At 71.3% G+C, this 15,974-nt stretch carries 13 protein-coding genes; 9 read left to right on the top strand and 4 right to left on the bottom strand.

All coding sequences use genetic code 11. The features are described from left to right. Position 1: 1 nt before the first annotated feature. The 4 genes from ACFCVM_RS05130 to ACFCVM_RS05115 all read left to right on the top strand — a co-directional run bounded on the left by ACFCVM_RS05130 (position 2) and on the right by ACFCVM_RS05115 (position 5,071). A complete protein-coding gene (locus ACFCVM_RS05130) occupies positions 2–1,756 on the top strand; it encodes an amylo-alpha-1,6-glucosidase (RefSeq protein ID WP_375834697.1) in 1,755 nt (584 codons plus the stop codon). 125 nt (positions 1,757–1,881) lie between these two features. Next, complete coding sequence (locus ACFCVM_RS05125; protein WP_375834694.1) at positions 1,882–3,198, top strand: ABC transporter substrate-binding protein; 1,317 nt, start codon at positions 1,882–1,884, stop codon at positions 3,196–3,198. 8 nt (positions 3,199–3,206) lie between these two features. After that, positions 3,207–4,169 carry a carbohydrate ABC transporter permease gene (locus tag ACFCVM_RS05120; protein WP_375834691.1) on the top strand — a complete coding sequence of 321 codons (963 nt, stop codon included), beginning with the start codon at positions 3,207–3,209 and terminating at the stop codon, positions 4,167–4,169. Beyond that, positions 4,166–5,071 (top strand): carbohydrate ABC transporter permease, encoded by a 906-nt coding sequence (locus tag ACFCVM_RS05115; RefSeq protein WP_375834689.1) that lies wholly within the window; start codon positions 4,166–4,168, stop codon positions 5,069–5,071. Before ACFCVM_RS05120 ends, ACFCVM_RS05115 begins: the two co-directional genes overlap by 4 nt. A gap of 19 nt (positions 5,072–5,090) precedes the next feature. On the opposite strand, the gene ACFCVM_RS05110 is transcribed toward ACFCVM_RS05115, so the two are convergent. Further along, the gene (locus ACFCVM_RS05110; RefSeq protein WP_375834686.1) at positions 5,091–5,747 is read right to left on the bottom strand and encodes a GntR family transcriptional regulator; all 657 of its coding nucleotides are present in this window, start codon (positions 5,745–5,747) and stop codon (positions 5,091–5,093) included. Positions 5,748–5,907: 160 nt separating this feature from the next. On the opposite strand from ACFCVM_RS05110, the gene ACFCVM_RS05105 reads away from it, so the two are divergent. Genes ACFCVM_RS05105 through ACFCVM_RS05085 form a run of 5 tightly spaced genes read left to right on the top strand, consistent with a single transcriptional unit; the run spans position 5,908 to position 13,024 of the window. Further along, a complete protein-coding gene (locus ACFCVM_RS05105) occupies positions 5,908–8,022 on the top strand; it encodes a beta-galactosidase (RefSeq protein ID WP_375834683.1) in 2,115 nt (704 codons plus the stop codon). A gap of 8 nt (positions 8,023–8,030) precedes the next feature. Beyond that, positions 8,031–9,467, top strand: coding sequence for an aminomethyl-transferring glycine dehydrogenase subunit GcvPA (gene gcvPA, locus ACFCVM_RS05100; protein ID WP_375834680.1), 1,437 nt, complete (start codon positions 8,031–8,033; stop codon positions 9,465–9,467). Continuing rightward, the gene (gcvPB, locus tag ACFCVM_RS05095; RefSeq protein ID WP_375834677.1) at positions 9,464–11,086 is read left to right on the top strand and encodes an aminomethyl-transferring glycine dehydrogenase subunit GcvPB; all 1,623 of its coding nucleotides are present in this window, start codon (positions 9,464–9,466) and stop codon (positions 11,084–11,086) included. Before gcvPA ends, gcvPB begins: the two co-directional genes overlap by 4 nt. 2 nt (positions 11,087–11,088) lie before the next feature. Further along, complete coding sequence (locus ACFCVM_RS05090; RefSeq protein ID WP_375836656.1) at positions 11,089–12,276, top strand: ATP-NAD kinase family protein; 1,188 nt, start codon at positions 11,089–11,091, stop codon at positions 12,274–12,276. After that, on the top strand, positions 12,266–13,024 hold the full coding sequence (locus ACFCVM_RS05085; protein ID WP_375834674.1) for an SDR family NAD(P)-dependent oxidoreductase: 759 nt from the start codon (positions 12,266–12,268) through the stop codon (positions 13,022–13,024). The genes ACFCVM_RS05090 and ACFCVM_RS05085 overlap by 11 nt, the downstream gene beginning before the upstream one ends. An 80-nt stretch (positions 13,025–13,104) precedes the next feature. Here the strand turns inward: ACFCVM_RS05085 and ACFCVM_RS05080 are convergent, their stop codons facing one another. The 3 genes from ACFCVM_RS05080 to ACFCVM_RS05070 form a co-directional block, all read right to left on the bottom strand. Further along, the gene (locus tag ACFCVM_RS05080; protein ID WP_375834671.1) at positions 13,105–13,488 is read right to left on the bottom strand and encodes a RidA family protein; all 384 of its coding nucleotides are present in this window, start codon (positions 13,486–13,488) and stop codon (positions 13,105–13,107) included. Between the two features lie 63 nt (positions 13,489–13,551). Next, complete coding sequence (locus ACFCVM_RS05075) at positions 13,552–14,283, bottom strand: IclR family transcriptional regulator (protein ID WP_375834667.1); 732 nt, start codon at positions 14,281–14,283, stop codon at positions 13,552–13,554. Position 14,284: 1 nt separating this feature from the next. Beyond that, positions 14,285–15,970: an amidohydrolase family protein gene (locus tag ACFCVM_RS05070; protein WP_375834665.1), complete on the bottom strand. Its 1,686-nt coding sequence runs from the start codon at positions 15,968–15,970 to the stop codon at positions 14,285–14,287. Positions 15,971–15,974: the final 4 nt, after the last annotated feature.

Raw genomic sequence — 15,974 nt, 5'->3', positions numbered from 1 at the left:
CGTGACGGATGTCTCGGAGCTGGCCGGACTCGCCGGCCGCCATCTCGATCTCGTGCAGGCGCCGTTCACGCTGCCGCGCTCGCGCGTGCTCGTGTTCCGGGCCGACCGGGCGGAGCTCGTCGACCGGATCGGCGCCGAGGAGGCAGTCGACCCCGCGCCCGCGACGGCGCTCCGCGTGCACACCTCGGAGTACGAGCGGTGGCTGGACGACTGCCGCGTCATCGACGAACTCGTGGTGCGGGGCGCCGCCGGCGAAGCACTGCCCGTCACGCGGGTGCTGCCGCACGTCATCGAGTTCGGCGGGGGAGCGGCGACGCTCACGTTCGCCGGGCCCGGAGCGCTCGGCATCGCCGGCGTCGGCTCGAGCGTCGAGTGGACGGTGCCGGATGGCGCGCGCACCCGCGTCGAGCTCACGGCCCAGTCGCCGGCCCTGCGATTGCACGTCGGAGCGGACCGCTCGGTGCGGCACGAGGCATCCGCTGCTCCGGCCGCCGACCTCGCGGTGACCGAGCGCCTGTGGCTCGACTGGTTCGCGAAGTGTCCGATCGTGCGCGGTGACCTGCAGCAGATGGCCGCCTTCTGCTGGTGGGTGCTCGGCGCGAACATCGTCGAGCTGCCGTCGATCGGCGAGGCTCGCGGGGTCGTGCCGTCGAAGATCGGCTACGTCGGCGTCTGGCAGTGGGACGCGTACTTCATCGCGGTGGGCCTGCGTCATGGCGATCCGGCGCTCGCCCGCGAGCAGCTCGAGATCGCCTTCGGCTTCCCCGGCGACGACGGGCAGCTGCCCGACGTCGTGCACGAGGAGGGCGTGCTCGCCTCGAGCGACGACCTGCCCGCAGCCGACCGCGACCGCCTGCGCCGCGCGGGTTCGCAGATCGCCGATCCGAACGCGCCGGTGCCGCTGACCAAGCCGCCGCTCGCGGCGTGGGCGCTCGCGAAGGTGCTCGAGGTCGAGGACGCGCCGGAATGGGCCCGTGCACAGCTCGAGACGATCCGCCGCTCGCAGGACTGGTGGTTCGCCGGCAGCGATCTCGACGGCGACGGGATGCCCGAATACGGTCACCCCTACTCCTCGGGTCTCGACGACAGCCCCATCTTCGACGGCCCGCTGCCGACGACCGCGCCCGACCTGGGCGCCTACCTCGTGCTCCAGGACCTGGAGCTCGCGCGTCTCGCCGAACGCTACGGCACGGATGCTGCGGGCGACCCCCGCGCGCACCGGGATCGCGCCGCTCGCACCCTCGAACTGCTCCTCGGCATGTGGCATCCGGAGTCCGGCCGCTTCCTCGCCCGGGCTGCGGGTGAGACGGTCGGCAGCGACGCGATCGTCGGCTTCATGCCGCTCCTGACCGGAGGGCTGCCGCAGCCGGTCGTCGACGCGCTCATCGCTGCGCTCGCCGACCCCGCCCGATACGGCCTGCCGTGGACGGTGCCGACGGTCTCGGCCGCCGATCCCGACTTCTCGGCCGAGCGGATGTGGCGCGGGCCGGTGTGGGTGAACACGAACACGCTCATCATCGAGGGGTTGCGGGCCTCGGGACATCCGGAACTCGCACGCGACCTCGCCGAGCGCACGGTCGCGCTCGTCATGAACGCCGGCGGGCCCCACGAGTACTTCAATCCGGCCACCGGGCGGAAGGCGCGCACCGCGACGACCGCGTTCGGCTGGTCGGCGGCGCTCTTCATCGACCTCGCAGTCGGGCTCTCGGCTCCGTCGGTCGAGCCGTTGCCGGTCGAGCCTCTGCCGGTCGCGTAGCGAAGCGTATCGAGACCTCGCGCGACGGTCTCGGTACGCTCCTCGGTCCCTCCTCGACCGGCGGAGCCCGGGGCGATTGCATCTCGCCGTTGTATTCAATATTCAGATCAGACAAGGAAGTCCAGATGAACACGACCCGTACCCTGCTCGCCTCCGCTGCGACCCTCGCAGGAGTCGCGCTCCTCGCCGGCTGCGCCATGGGTGGCGGTCAGTCCGCAGACCCCGTGGTGCTCGACCCCGGCGCGAAGCTCGAGGGCGAGATCACCGTGTGGTCGTGGGACGTCGCCGCGACCGCGCTCGACCGGCTCGGCGCCGAGTTCGAGGCTGAGCACCCCGGCACGACCGTGAACGTGGTCGACGTCGGGTACGACAACGCCTACGACAAACTGTCCGTCGGGCTCCAGGCGGGCAGCGGCCTGCCCGACGTCGTGACGATCGAGACCGACCGCGCCCCCGGCTACATCAACGAGTTCCCGACCGGGCTCGTCGACCTGGACCCGGTGCTCGGCGAGGCGGAGGCCGACTTCGACCCGTTCAAGTGGGCGGCGCAGTCCGACGCCGACGGCGCGCTCAAGGTCGCACCGTGGGACTCGGGCACCGTCGGCCTGTTCTACCGCACCGACTACTTCGAGGAGGCGGGCATCGACCCGGCCTCGATCTCGACGTGGGACGACCTCGTCGCGGCCGGCGAGCAGATCAAGGCCGAGAGCGGCCACACCCTCCTCTCCCTCGATGTCGCGACCGGCGGCGGGTTCCAGATGCTCCTGCAGCAGCAGGGGCAGGGGCTCTTCGACGAGAACGGAGACATCACCGTCAACTCACCCGAAGCCGTCGAGGCGCTCACCCTGCTGCAGACGCTCAACGAGAAGGGCCTGCTGAAGAACGTCAAGGGCTGGGACGGCCGGGTCACGAGCGCCAAGGACGGCGACTCGGCGGTCACGCCCGAGGCGGTCTGGTGGATCGGCACGCTGCTCGGCGACGCCCCAGAGCTCAGCGGCAGCTACGGCGTGACCGAGCTGCCGGCCTTCGAGGAGGGCGGTGTCCGCACGTCCAACAGCGGCGGCTCGGGTCTCGCCGTGCCGGCGCAGGCGAAGAACCCGCAGCTTGCGGCCGCGTTCGTCGGCTTCGCGCTCGCCGACGCCGGGAACCAGGCGTCGATGATGGAGAACGAGGGGCTCTTCCCGTCGTACCTGCCGGCGCTGCAGGGCGAGTACTTCGCCGAGCCGCATGAGTACTTCGGCGGTCAGCCCGTCTACGAGCTCTTCGCCGAGCAGACCGCGAACATCCCCGCGATCACCTTCACGACCGACAACGCCGAGGCGAGCGACATCGTCGCGAACGCCGTCGTCGCCGCCGTGCTGAACGGCGCCGATCCGCAGCAGGCGCTCGACGACGCCGCGCAGCAGATCGCCACGGCGACCGACCGCGAGATCGCGGAGTAGGCGCTCGCATGACCGCTCCGACGCTCGCCACCAGCGAGCGCGGGCGTGGCGGCAACGAGGGGCGAGGCATCCGAGGTGAATCGGATGCCGCGCCCCGCCGTTCCCGGACGCTGGGGCGCAGGCTCCAGCGTCCGGGGGCGTGGTTCGCCCTGCCCGCGGCCGCCCTGCTCGCGATCTTCTTCGCCTACCCGCTCGTCACCTCGCTCTGGCAGAGCTTCTTCGCCACCTCGGGCGGGGTCTCGAGCTGGGTGGGCCTCGAGCAGTACACGCGGCTCTTCTCCGATCCACTCATCGCGAAGAGCCTCTTCAACGCCGGCCTCATCCTGATCGTGCAGGTGCCCCTCATGATCGGGCTCGCCGTCGGGCTCGCATATCTGCTGAACCAGTCATGGCTCAGGTTCCGCTCCGGGTTCCGCCTCCTGACCTTCCTGCCGGCCGTGACGACGCTCGTGGCCTACGCCGTCGTGTTCCGCGTGATGCTCGCGACCGACGGGGGAGCGGTGAACCAGATGCTCGGGTTCGTCGGCGTCTCGCCCGTCGACTGGCTCAACAACGAATGGTGGGCACGGGTCGCGCTCGTCGCGGCGATCACGTGGCGATGGACCGGCTACAACATGGTGATCATCCTCGCCGGTCTGCAGGCGATCCCGGGGGAGCTGTACGAGGCCGCGCGCATCGACGGCGCCGGGCGCTGGCAGATCTTCACGAAGATCGTCATCCCGCAGTTGCGGCCGGTGCTCATCTTCACGACCGTGACCTCGACGATCGGCGCGCTGCAGCTCTTCGACGAGAACTGGATCCTCACCGAGGGCGGCCCGAACGACGCCACGCTCACCCCCGTGCTCTACCTCTACCGGGTCGGGTTCCGCCAGTTCGACTTCGGCTACGCCTCCGCGATCGCGTGGATGCTCGTCGTCATCACCGCGATCATCGCGATCGCGCAGTTCCGCATCATGAGGGAGAAGCCGTGACCGCGACCTCGGCACTGATATCCGTCAACCCCGAGGCGGACGGTGCGCGTGAGGCGCGCCCTGCCGGGTTCCGCCCGGCGCTCGCCCGGGGCATCCTTCGACTGCCCGTCTACCTGCTGCTCGCGGTCGCGAGCGTCTTCTCGGTGCTGCCCTTCCTCTGGATGGTGATCGCCTCGACGCACTCGACCTCCGAGCTGTTCGGCACGCCGCTCCCCGTGCTGCCGGGCGGCCAGCTGTGGGAGAACCTCGCGCGACTGCAGGAGTCGGTGAACTTCAGCCAGGTCATGCTGAACAGCCTCGGCATCGCCGTCGTCTACACGGTGTTCTCGTCGGTCGTCAGCGTGATGGCCGGCTACGGGCTCGCCACGTACCGGTTCCGGGGGCGCGGGGTGCTGCTCGGCGTCGTGCTGGTGACGATGATGATCCCGATGCAGGTGCTGCTCGTGCCCCTGTTCCAGATGATGGCGAGCGCCGGATGGATCGACAGCTATCAGGCCGTCATCCTGCCGTTCCTCGCGAACGCCTTCGGCATCTTCCTCATGCGGCAGGCGTTCCTCGACTTTCCCGTGACGCTCATCGAAGCGGCGCGCATCGACGGGGCCGGAGAGCTGCGCACCTTCTACCGCATCGTGCTGCCCGTGGCGCGGCCCCAGCTCGCGGCACTCGTGATCTACACCTTCATCAGCCAGTGGAACGCGTTCATCTGGCCGCTGCTCATGCTGAACACCGAGGACCGGTACACGGTCCCGGTGGCGCTCAACACCATGATCGGCATGTCGCGCGTCGACTACTCGGGGCTCATGCTCGGCTCGTTGCTCGCGACGCTGCCGCTCATGGTGCTGTTCCTGGTGTTCCAGAAGCAGTTCGTGTCGGGCCTGATGGGCGGCGCGGTGAAGGGCTGAGCGGGTGAGCCCGCTGGAGTCAGGCGGAGAAGTAGGGGCTCGAGGCGTTGTCGACGATCCGCTGCATGCCGTGCATCCAGTTCGCCTTGAGCGCCTTCACCGCCCCCGCCACGTCGCCCGCCTCGAGGCGTTCGGCGATCGCGGCGTGCTCGGCGGCGACTCGCTCGACCATGACATCGTTCGGCACGAGCAGCGACTCGTACCGGTGGAAGGCGCCGCGCACACTCGCGATGACGTCGAGCAGGCGCAGATTCGGGCACGCGGAGAGCATGATGCCGTGCCACTCGTCGTCCTTCGTGACCACGAGCGCGTGCTCGACGACCTCCTGGTCGAACTCGGCCGCGAGCTCGGCGAGCTGCCCGCCGATCTCGCGCAACCGCTCGATGGGGCTGAGCTCGAGCGCGAGTCCTTCGAGGGCGGCCATCACGGGAGCGAGGTCTTCGAACTCGCTCGCGCTCAGCGGCACGAACCTGAAGCCCTTGCCGTTCTCGCTGGTGATCTGCCCTTCGCTCTCGAGGGCGATGAGCGCTTCGCGAAGCGGCGTGCGACTGACGCCGAGTTCGCCGGCGAGCTGCACCTCGTTGATGCCTTCACCGGGCTGGACTGCACCCGATCGCATGCGCGCGAGGAGTTCCTCGCGCACCTGCGATCGCAGGTTCTTGCGTTCGATCGCCATGTATTCGCCTTCCGGGCCGCTCACGGCCGCTGGGGCCATCCGCGGCCAGCCTAGGCCTTGACCGAGGGCTTGACCGGTTCCGGCATCCGGTTTACGGTGTCTGTATACAGAATACATTCTGCATCGCAGGGTGTACACCCCGAGAGACCAAGGAGCAGGTGTGGCCGTCGACGTCCCCCGCAGCATCCGACTCGATGCGCTCGCCTACGGCGGCGATTACAACCCCGACCAGTGGCCCGAAGAGGTCTGGCACGACGACGCCCGGCTCATGCGCGAGGCCGGCGTCAACATCGTCAGCCTCCCGGTGTTCTCGTGGCCGCAGCTCGAGACCGCCCCCGGAGTCTACGACTGGGCCTGGCTCGATCGTGTCGTCGAGATCCTCTGGGAGGCCGGCATCCGCATCGACCTCGCGACGGCGACCGCGACGCCGCCGTCGTGGCTCGTTCGCAGCCACCCCGAGATGCTGCCGAGCGACGAGAGCGGCCGGCGCCTCGAGTTCGGCTCGCGTCAGGCCTATTGCCCGAGCTCGCCCGTCTGGCGCGAGCACGTCGGGCGCATGACCCGGGCGATGGCAGAACGCTACGGCGAGCACCCCGCGCTCGCGCTCTGGCACGTCTCGAACGAGTACGGCGATCACGTCTCGCGGTGCTGGTGCCCCGAGTCATCCGCTCACTTCCGCCGCTGGCTCGAGCAGCGCTACGGCACGCTCGACGGGCTGAACGAGGCCTGGGGCGTGAACGTCTGGGGTCAGCGGTACACCGAGTGGGCGCACATCGAGGCGCCGCGACGCTCGACCGGTCCGGTGAATCCCACGCATCTGCTCGACTTCGAGCGGTTCTCCTCCGACGCGCTGCTCGAGCTCTTCGAGATCGAGGTCGACATCCTGCGGGAGGTCACGCCCGAGATCGGCGTGACGACGAACTTCATGAGCATCCTGCGCGACCTGAACTACTGGGACTTCGCGGCCGTCGAGGACCTCGTCACCGACGACGCCTACCCCGACCCGGCCGATCCGCTCGCGCACGTGCCTGCGGCGCTGAACTACGGCTACATGCGCTCGCTCAAGGGCGGGCAGCCGTGGCTGCTGCTCGAGCAGGCTCCGAGCGGCGTCAGCTGGCGCGACGTCAACGTGCCGAAGGCGCCCGGCCAGATGCGCGTCGGCAGCTTGCAGGCGATCGCACACGGTTCCGACGGCGCCATGTGCTTCCAGTGGCGTCAGGCGAAGTACGGGCAGGAGAAGTTCCACTCGGCGATGGTCGGTCACCGCGGCGAGGCCTCCCGCACCTTCCAGGAGGCGAAGGCGTTCGGTGCCGAACTGCAGCGCCTCGAACCGGTGCGCGGCAGCCGCGTGCGCTCCCGCGTCGCACTGGTCATCGACCACGACTCGTGGTGGGGCTCGTCGGCCGCCGAGTCGCTGCCGTCGCAGCGCCTCGAGTGGCTCGCGCAGGCGCGCGCCTGGAACGCGGCCCTCTTCGCGCTCGGCCACCCGGTCGACGCGGTGCAGACGACCTCCGATCTCACCGGCTACGACGTGGTCGTCGCGCCGAACCTCTACGTGACGGATGGCGCCCAGGCGGCCGCGTTCGCGGCGTTCGTCGAGCGAGGCGGCCAGCTCGTGGTCGGCCCGTTCTCGGGCGTCGTCGACGCGACCGAGAAGGTGCACGACGGCGGCGCTCCCGGCCCGCTCCGGGGCCTGCTCGGCGTCGAGGTCGACGAGCAGTGGCCGGTGGCCGACGGGCGAGCCGAGCGCGTCGCCTTCGCCGACGGCCTCGCGGAGTTCGACGCGCCGATCTGGGGCGAGTGGCTCGAAGTGCACCCCGGCACCGAAGTACTCGCGGGCTACGCGAGCGGCGAGCTCGACGGTCGGCCGGCGATCACGCGGCGCCCGGCGTCGGCCGAGGCATCCGCTGAGCTCGACACGCCGAGCTCCTCGATCGGTGGGGCCTGGTACGTGAGCTGCGTGCTCGAGCCGACCGGCCTGGTGGAGGTCTTCCGCGCCGTGCTCGGCGCAGCCGGCCTGCCGGCGCGCGAACGCACCCACGCCGACCTCGAAGCCGTCACCCGAAGCGACGAGACCACCGACTACACCTTCGTACTGAACCACGGTCGCGACGAACTCGTCGTCGACGTGCCCGAAGGCGCCCGCGACCTGCTCGGCGACCCCGAATCTCCGCTCGGCGCCACCCTCGCCCTGCCACGTTTCGGCGCCGCCGTGCTCGCGACCCCGCGGGCCGGCGCCGCGCCGTTCATCACCCTGTCCGACATCGACGACTGAAGGCTCCCATGACCCAACCCTTCACCCACCCGTACCTGCCGAACACCGCACCCGACGTCAAGCAGGCCATGCTCGACGCCACGGGCGCGGCATCGATCGCAGAGTTCTACGCCGACGTGCCGGATGAGCTGCGTCTCAACCGGCCGCTGGACCTGCCCGCGCCCTTCCCGGCCGAGCAGGACCTCGCGCGTCACGTGCGCGGGCTCCTCGCGAAGAACCGCTCGACCGAGGACCGCCTGAGCTTCCTCGGGCACGGCACCTACCAGCACTACGTGCCGGCGGTCGTCGACGAGGTCATCAACCGGAGCGAGTTCCTGACCGCCTACGCCGGCGAGCCCTACGAGGACCACGGCCGATTCCAGGCGCTGTTCCAGTACCAGTCGCTCATGGCCGAGCTGCTCGCCATGGACGTCGTGAACGTGCCCACCTACGACGGGTACCAGGCGACCGCGACCGGTCTCGCGATGGCCGGCCGCATCACCGGCCGCAGGCGCGTACTCGTCGCGAGCGACGTGCTGCCCGCGAAGTACTCGAAGGTGGCCGACTTCGTGCGCGTGCACCTCGACCTCGAGCAGGTGCCCACGGTGGACGGCACCGCGGATGCCGCGGCGATCGCCGCCCGCCTCGGCGCCGACGTCGCCGCCGTGTGGTTCGAGACGCCGAGCGCGACGGGCGCCGTCGAGACGGCGTTGCGCGCGATCTCCGACCTCGCCCACGAGGCGGGCGCGATCGTCGTCGTCGGCACCGATCCCATCGGCTACGGCGTGCTCACCCCGCCCGCCGAGCAGGGCGCCGACATCGTCACGGGCGACATCCAGTCGCTCGGACTGCACCAGTGGTACGGCGGTGCGCACGGCGGATTCATCGCCGTCGCCGACGACCCGACCTTCATCATGGAGATGCCGTCCCGCCTGTTCGGCCTCGCCACCACCGACGTGCCCGGCGAGGTGGGCTTCGGTGACGTCGCCTACGAGCGCACGTCCTTCGCCCAGCGCGAGGAGGGCAAGGAGTGGGTCGGCACGGCCGCCGCACTGTGGGGCATCGCCGCCGGCGTCTACCTCGCCCTCATGGGGCCGCAGGGCATGGCCGACCTCGGCGAGCTGCTGCTCGCCCGTACCCGCTACGCGCAGCAGCGACTCGCCGCGATCCCCGGGGTCGTGCTCGGCGACGGCGCGCTGCACCTGCGGGAGTTCACGGTGGACGTCGCCCGCGCCGGCCTCACCGCCGAGGGCGTCGTCGGGGCGCTGCGCCGCGAGGGCATCGAGCCCGGCGTCGTCGTCGGCGAGCACACGCTGCTCGTCTGCGTCACCGAACTCACGAGCCAGGCCGACATCGATCGGCTCGCGGCATCCCTCGCCGGACTCGCTGGTCTCGATACGGGCTCCGCCCTCCTCGACCGGCACGAAACCCAGATCGTCACTACTCTCGAGGAGCAGAACGCATGAGCCTTCCTCTCGCGCCCAAGCCGGCCATCCGCCGGTTCCACCAGGCCAGCTGGGACGAGCCGGTCATCTTCGAGCTCTCGACACCGGGCGAGCGCGGCGTGTTCGTCACGCCGATCGAACCGGGCGTGCGCGACGCGGTCGGCGACGTCGTGGCGGCACTGCCCGCCGGCCTGCGCCGCGCGACGCCGCCGGCGCTGCCCGAACTCGGCCAGATGCGCGTGCTGAAGCACTACCTGCGCCTCTCGCAGGAGAACCTCGGCGCCGACCTGAACGTCGACATCGGCCAGGGCACGTGCACGATGAAGTACTCGCCGAAGATCAACGACCAGCTCATCGGTACCCCGCAGCTCACGGCGATGCACCCGCTGCAGGACCCGGCCGACGCGCAGGGCGTGCTCGAGATCGTCTGGAGCCTCGAGCGCATGCTCGCCGAGATCTCGGGCATGGACCAGGTCTCGCTGCACACCCAGGGCGGCTCGGCTGCCATCTGGGCCAACATCGCGATGATCCGGGCCTACCACGAGGCGAACGGCGAGGGCGAGCAGCGTCGCGAGGTCATCACGACGATCTTCAGCCACCCGTCGAACGCGGCGGCGGCGAAGGCCGCGGGCTACGAGGTCATCACGATCTTCCCCGACGCGGAGGGCTACCCCGACCTCGCCGCCCTCAAGGCGGCGCTCTCGCCGCGCACGGCGGCGATCATGGTCACCAACCCCGAAGACACCGGCATCTACAACCCGGCGATCAAGCAGTGGGTGGATGCCGCGCACGAGGTCGGTGCGCTCGCCGCGTACGACCAGGCGAACGCGAACGGCATCCTCGGCATCACCCGCGCCCGCGACGCCGGGTTCGACGTGTGCCACTTCAACCTGCACAAGACGTTCTCGACGCCGCACGCCTGCGGCGGCCCGGGCGCCGGTGCGAACGCGGTCAGCGCCGCGCTCGCACCCTTCCTGCCGGGCCCGCGAGTCGTGCGCGAGGTCGCCGCCGACGGCGCCGTGAGCTTCGACCTGCGCGACGCGGGAGCACGGTCGATCGGCTCCGTCGCGCCGTTCCACGGCGTGATCCCCAACATCGTGCGCGCCTATTCGTGGATCATGGCGCTCGGTGCGGAGGGCCTGCTCGCCGCGGCCGAGATCGCGGTGCTGAACAACAACTACCTGCTCGCGAAGGTGCTCGAGATCCCCGGCGCCTCCGCGCCGTATGCGACGGGCCGTCGCCGCATCGAGCAGGTGCGGTACTCGTGGCAGGAGCTCTTCGAGGACACCGGGGTCTCGTCGGAGGAGATCGGAATCCGCATGACGGACTTCGGCATGCACTACTGGACGAGCCACCACCCGTACGTCGTGCCGCAGCCCTTCACGCTCGAGCCGACGGAGTCGTACTCGAAGGCAGAGATCGACGAGTACGTGGCCGTGCTCGCCGAGGTCGCACGGGAGGCGCGCGAGACCCCGGAGGTCGTGCGCACCGCACCGCACAACCAGACGGTGCACCACACCCATCACGACGACCTTGACGACCCCGAGCGCTGGGCCATCACGTGGCGCGCGTACCAGCGCAAGTACTTCGGTGCCGGAACCCCGGCTGCGGCGGCGGAACCCGCGGAGACCGCGGCTTGAGCGTGATCGCCCTCGTCGTGAACCCGATCGCCGGAGTCGGCGGGCCCGCCGGGCTCGCCGGCTCCGACGGCGCGGCCGTGCAGGAGCGGGCGGAAGCGCTCGGCTCCCGCCGTCGCGCCGCCGAGCGCGCACGGCTCGCGCTCGAGACGGTGGCGGCGCGAAGCGCGGCGGATGCCTCGCGGCCGGTCGTGCTCACGGCGGCGGGCGCGATGGGGGAGGACGCGGTGCGAGCCGCGGGGCTCGAGCCGCACGTCGTCTTCCGCCCATCGGGCGATGGGACGGGTGAGACGACCGCAGCCGACACGACCGCGGCCGCACGTGCGCTCGTCGACGCAGGCGCGAGTCTGGTGCTCTTCGCCGGCGGTGACGGCACTGCGCGCGATGTCGCCGCCGGGATCGGCACGGAGGCCGCGGCACTCGGCATCCCGGCCGGCGTCAAGATGTACTCGCCCGTGTTCGCCGTGAGCCCCCGTGCCGCGGGTGCGCTCGCCGCGGCGTGGGTCGCGGCATCCGAGGCCGGTCGCGCCCTGCCGGTGCAGCGGCGGGAGGTGCTCGACGTCGACGAGGCGCAGCTCCGGGTCGCCAGGGTCGAGCCGCGGCTCTACGCGACCATGCCGGTGCCGTACCTCGCCGGCCGCACACAGGCCCGCAAGTCGGCGACGCCGGCGAGCGAGCACGCGGCCGTCGTCGCGGCGGCCCGCGGCGCGGCTCGGTCGCTGCGGCCCGGCGTCCGCTACCTGCTCGGACCGGGCGGCACCATGGCCGAAGTCGCTCGCGAGCTCGGTGTGGCGAAGACCCCGCTCGGCGTCGACGTCGTGCTCGACGGCGCTGTCGTGCGCGCCGCAGCCTCCGAGTCCGAGCTGCTCGACGAGATCGCCGCGGGCCCGGCGAAGGCGGTCGTCTCCGTGATCGGCGGGCAGGGGTTCCTGCTCGGCCGCGGCAACCAGCAGCTCTCGGCGCGTGTGCTGCGCGCCCTCGGTCCCGACCCGCTCGTCGCCGTCGCACCGGAGCAGAAGCTCATCGACCTCGGCGGGCGACCCCTGCTCGTCGACACCGGCGACGCCGCGGTCGACGCGCGGCTCGCGGGCTTCGTCCGCGTCATCACGAGCGCGGCCACCACCAGCATCTACCCTGTCACCGCACCCGATGCCGAGGCATCCGACCCCGAAGGAGAAGGCCATGCGCCTTGAGAACAAGCAGGCCATCGTCACCGGCGGCGCGGGCGGCATCGGCCGCGCCACGTCGATCGCCCTGGCCGCCGAAGGAGCGGCCGTCGCGGTCGTCGACCTGAACGCCGACGCCGCGGCAGCGGTCGCCGAGGAGATCCGCGCGGCGGGCGGCACCGCGATCGCGATCGCGGCCGACGTCTCGGCCGAGGCTGACATCGAGCGGGTCGTGGCGACGGCGGTCGCCGAGTTCGGCGGTGTGAACGTGGTCTTCAACAACGCGGGCATCATCCGGCGTACGACGGCTGTCGAGACCACCGTCGAGGAATGGGATCGCGTCTTCGGCGTGAACGTGCGCTCGATCTTCCTGATGTGCAAGCACATCGTGCCGATCATGGCGGCTGCCGGCGGCGGTTCGATCGTGAACACCGGCTCGGGCTGGGGCCTGAAGGGCGGCGGCCAGGCCCTCTCGTACTGCGCTTCGAAGGGCGCGGTCGTGAACATGACCCGCGCGCTCGCGATCGACCACGGCCCGCAGGGCATCCGCGTCAACTCGGTGAACCCGGGCGACGTCAACACAGGGATGCTCCGCGACGAGGCGCGCCAGCTCGCCCAGGACCCCGACGCGTTCCTCGCCGAGGCTGCCGACCGGCCGCTGCAGCGCATGGGCGAGCCGCGCGAGATCGCCGCGGCGGTCGTCTGGCTCGCGAGTGACGAGTCGAGCTACGTCACGGGCTCGGCACTCGTCGTCGACGGCGGCGGCATCGCGTAGCGGGCGCCGGTCGAACGACGGATGCCCCGTGGCCGATCGGCCACGGGGCATCCGCTGTGTCGGAGCTTGCGCGGACCCGATCAGGCCTGGGGGATGGCGGCGACGACGTCGATCTCGACGAGGATGTTCGCGAGACGCGAGCCCACCGTGGTGCGCACGGGGTAGGGCTCGGTGAAGAACTCGGCGTACGCCACGTTGTACTCGGCGAAGTCCGCCAGGTCTTCCAGGTGGGCCGTGACCTTCACGACGTCGTCGAACGACAGCTCGTACTCGGCGAGCACGGCGCCGATGTTGCGGAGCACCTGTCGGGTCTGCTCGGCGACGCCGCCGGGAACGACCTCACCGGTGGCGGGGTCCTGGGGGCCGAAGCCGGCGGTGTAGAGGAAACCGTTGGCGACGACGCCGTGGCTGTAGGGGCCGGCGGGCTTCGGCGCGTTCGAGAGGGTGATGGCGATCTTGGACATGGTTCCTCCTGTGGGGGTGTTCGGTCGGCGGTTCGTGGTCGGTGGCGGTCGGGGTGGTCGGGTTCAGCCGAGCTCGCGCGAGATGGCGGCCGCGGTCTCCCGCATCGCCGGCAGGTTCGTTCGCAGCCGGTCGAGGTCGGCGACCATCCGGATCGCCGTGACCGAGAGCGCGCCGACGATGCCGAGGGAGCTCCGGATCGGCACGGCGATGCAGTTGACGAAGGCCTCGAACTCGCGATCGTCGGTCGCCCAGCCTCGGGAGCTCACGATGGCGAGCTCGCGGTCGAGTCGCTCGCGCGTGGTGATGGTGAGGTCGGTGTACCGCTCCCAGGTGACGCCGGCGAGCACGGCATCCCGGCCTGCGGTGTCGAGGTCGGCGAGGATCGCCTTGCCGACGGCCGAGCAGTTGGGGATGACGGCGCGGCCGATGCGGGAGTACATGCGCACGCCCGACTCGTCTTCGGCCTTGTCGACGTAGACGATCGATCGGTCCATGAGTGCTGCCAGGTGCACGGTGTTGCCCGTGCGGCGTTGCAGGCGACGCACATGCTCGGCGCCGGCCTCGCGCAGGTCGAGCGAGTCGAGCGCCTCCTTCGAGAGGGCGGCGAGCCGGGTGCCGAGCGTGTAGCGGCCGGACGCGCGCCGGCGCACCCAGCCGACCTCCTCGAGCGACTGCAGCTCGCGGAACATCGTCGACCGGTGCAGGTCGAAGGCCTCCGCGAGTTCGGCGACCGTTCGCGGATCGGCGGCGATCGCGTCGATGATGCGGGCCGCGCGCTTCACGCTCTGCGACATGTCAGGCCTCCGCTGCCTCGTCGGATCGGGATGGTTCGTGTCGCACCGGACGCCGGATGTCGTGGGTCCCGTGCGAGACGAGGGGTCCCGTCGCCTCCTCGGTGACGCGACGGATGCCGCGGCCGGGCGTCGCCCCGGTGAGCGCGCCGCCCGCGAGCACCGGCACGCCGGCGACGAGCACGTCGTCGATGCCGATGCCGAGGCCGAGCGGCTCCGCGTAGCTCGCGGTCGCGCGCACGGCGTCGGGGTCGACGAGCACGAGGTCGGCGATGACTCCCTCGCGAACCGCGCCGCGGTCGCCGAGCCCGAACCGGGCCACCGCCCGCGAGGAGACGAGGGCCGCCGCTGCCGCCCACCCGATCGTCGCCTGCTCGCGCACGAGCATCGCGAGGTAGCGCGAGAACGAGCCGCGCGCCCGCGGGTGCGGGTGGCGGCCGATGAAGATGCCGTCGGAGCCCCCGATCCCCGCCGGGTGCGAGAGGATCTCCGCGAGCCCGGCATCGCTGCGCTCGTACTGCACGGCCATCACGACGTTGACCTCGAGCCGCGAGGCGACGAGCACGTCGAGCGCGAAGTCGATCGCATCGATCGAGGCGCCCGACCGAGCGGATGCCTCGGCCGCGCCCTGCGCGATCGTGAGGCCGTGCGCCCAGTCGAAGTCGGGGGAAGCGAGGTGGGCGAGCGTCAGCATCGACGGCCACTCGGGGCCGAGGCTCGCGTAGCCCGTGATCGTCGGGAACCACTCCCGGCGGAGCCTCGCGCGCACCGCGGGGTCGGCGAGTTCGGCGACGACCTCGGCCGCGGGCCGCACCGTGAGCGACGCGGGCAGGATCGGCATCGCGAGGATCGAGCAGCCGCGCGTGTACGGGTAGGCGTCGAAGGTCGCATCGACCCCGTCGCGTTCGAGCTCGGCGAGGAGCTCGTGCACGAGGTGCGGCTCGGCGTGGAAGTGCGAGACGTGCACGCGCGCACCGGACGCCCGGGCGATCGCGGCCATCTCGGCGATGCCCGCTGCCGAGTTCGCCTCGTAGCCGCCGCGCATGTGCGAGACGTAGACGGCTCCGGCGGCCGCGACCGGTGCCGCGAGCGCGGCGAGCTCGTCGGTGCCGGCGAAGACGCCGGGCACGTAGTCGAGGCCCGTCGAGAGCCCGAGGGCGCCGTCGGCGAGCCCGTCGGCCACGAGCGCCCGCATGCGAGCGAGCTCGTCGGGCGATGCGGCATCCGTCGAGCGGCCCATGACCTCGAATCGCACGGTGCCGGCAGGAACGAGCACGCCGGCGTTCACGGCCGTTGCGCCGTCGTAGGCGGCGAGCAGCGATGCGATCCCGCCGCCGCGGTAGCTCGGGTGCGGTCCGTTGATCGCGGCGAAGTACTCGGCGGCGTAGTCGCCGTCGCCCGGGGCGTACGAGACGCCGTCCTGCCCGCCGATGACGGTCGTGACGCCCTGGCGCAGCAGCGCGAGCTGAACATCTGGGTCGAAGAGCGCACCGTCGGCGTGCGAGTGGGCATCGACGAAGCCGGGCATGAGGAACCGGCCGCGGCCGTCGACGACGTGCGCGTCACCCGGGTCGACGGTGTGCGCGGGGGCGATGCGCGCGATGCGATCGCCGTCGACGAGCACGTCGGACGGCCCGGCGCCGACGCCCTCGGCATCGACGGCGAACACATCTCGAATGAGGATCGACACCGAT

This window comes from Agromyces sp. NPDC056389 (assembly GCF_042262385.1).
Taxonomy (GTDB): Bacteria; Actinomycetota; Actinomycetes; order Actinomycetales; family Microbacteriaceae; genus Agromyces.
This window is presented reverse-complemented; position numbering and strand designations above follow the sequence as displayed.

Bases quoted from the DNA above. Each gene is read 5' to 3' on its own strand.
- ACFCVM_RS05125 (WP_375834694.1), top strand. From the start codon at position 1,882: ATGAACACGACCCGTACCCTGCTCGCCTCCGCTGCGACCCTCGCAGGA.
- ACFCVM_RS05120 (WP_375834691.1), top strand. From the start codon at position 3,207: ATGACCGCTCCGACGCTCGCCACCAGCGAGCGCGGGCGTGGCGGCAAC.
- ACFCVM_RS05110 (WP_375834686.1), bottom strand. From the start codon at position 5,747: ATGGCGATCGAACGCAAGAACCTGCGATCGCAGGTGCGCGAGGAACTC.
- gcvPA (WP_375834680.1), top strand. From the start codon at position 8,031: ATGACCCAACCCTTCACCCACCCGTACCTGCCGAACACCGCACCCGAC.
- gcvPB (WP_375834677.1), top strand. From the start codon at position 9,464: ATGAGCCTTCCTCTCGCGCCCAAGCCGGCCATCCGCCGGTTCCACCAG.
- ACFCVM_RS05085 (WP_375834674.1), top strand. From the start codon at position 12,266: ATGCGCCTTGAGAACAAGCAGGCCATCGTCACCGGCGGCGCGGGCGGC.
- ACFCVM_RS05080 (WP_375834671.1), bottom strand. From the start codon at position 13,488: ATGTCCAAGATCGCCATCACCCTCTCGAACGCGCCGAAGCCCGCCGGC.
- ACFCVM_RS05075 (WP_375834667.1), bottom strand. From the start codon at position 14,283: ATGTCGCAGAGCGTGAAGCGCGCGGCCCGCATCATCGACGCGATCGCC.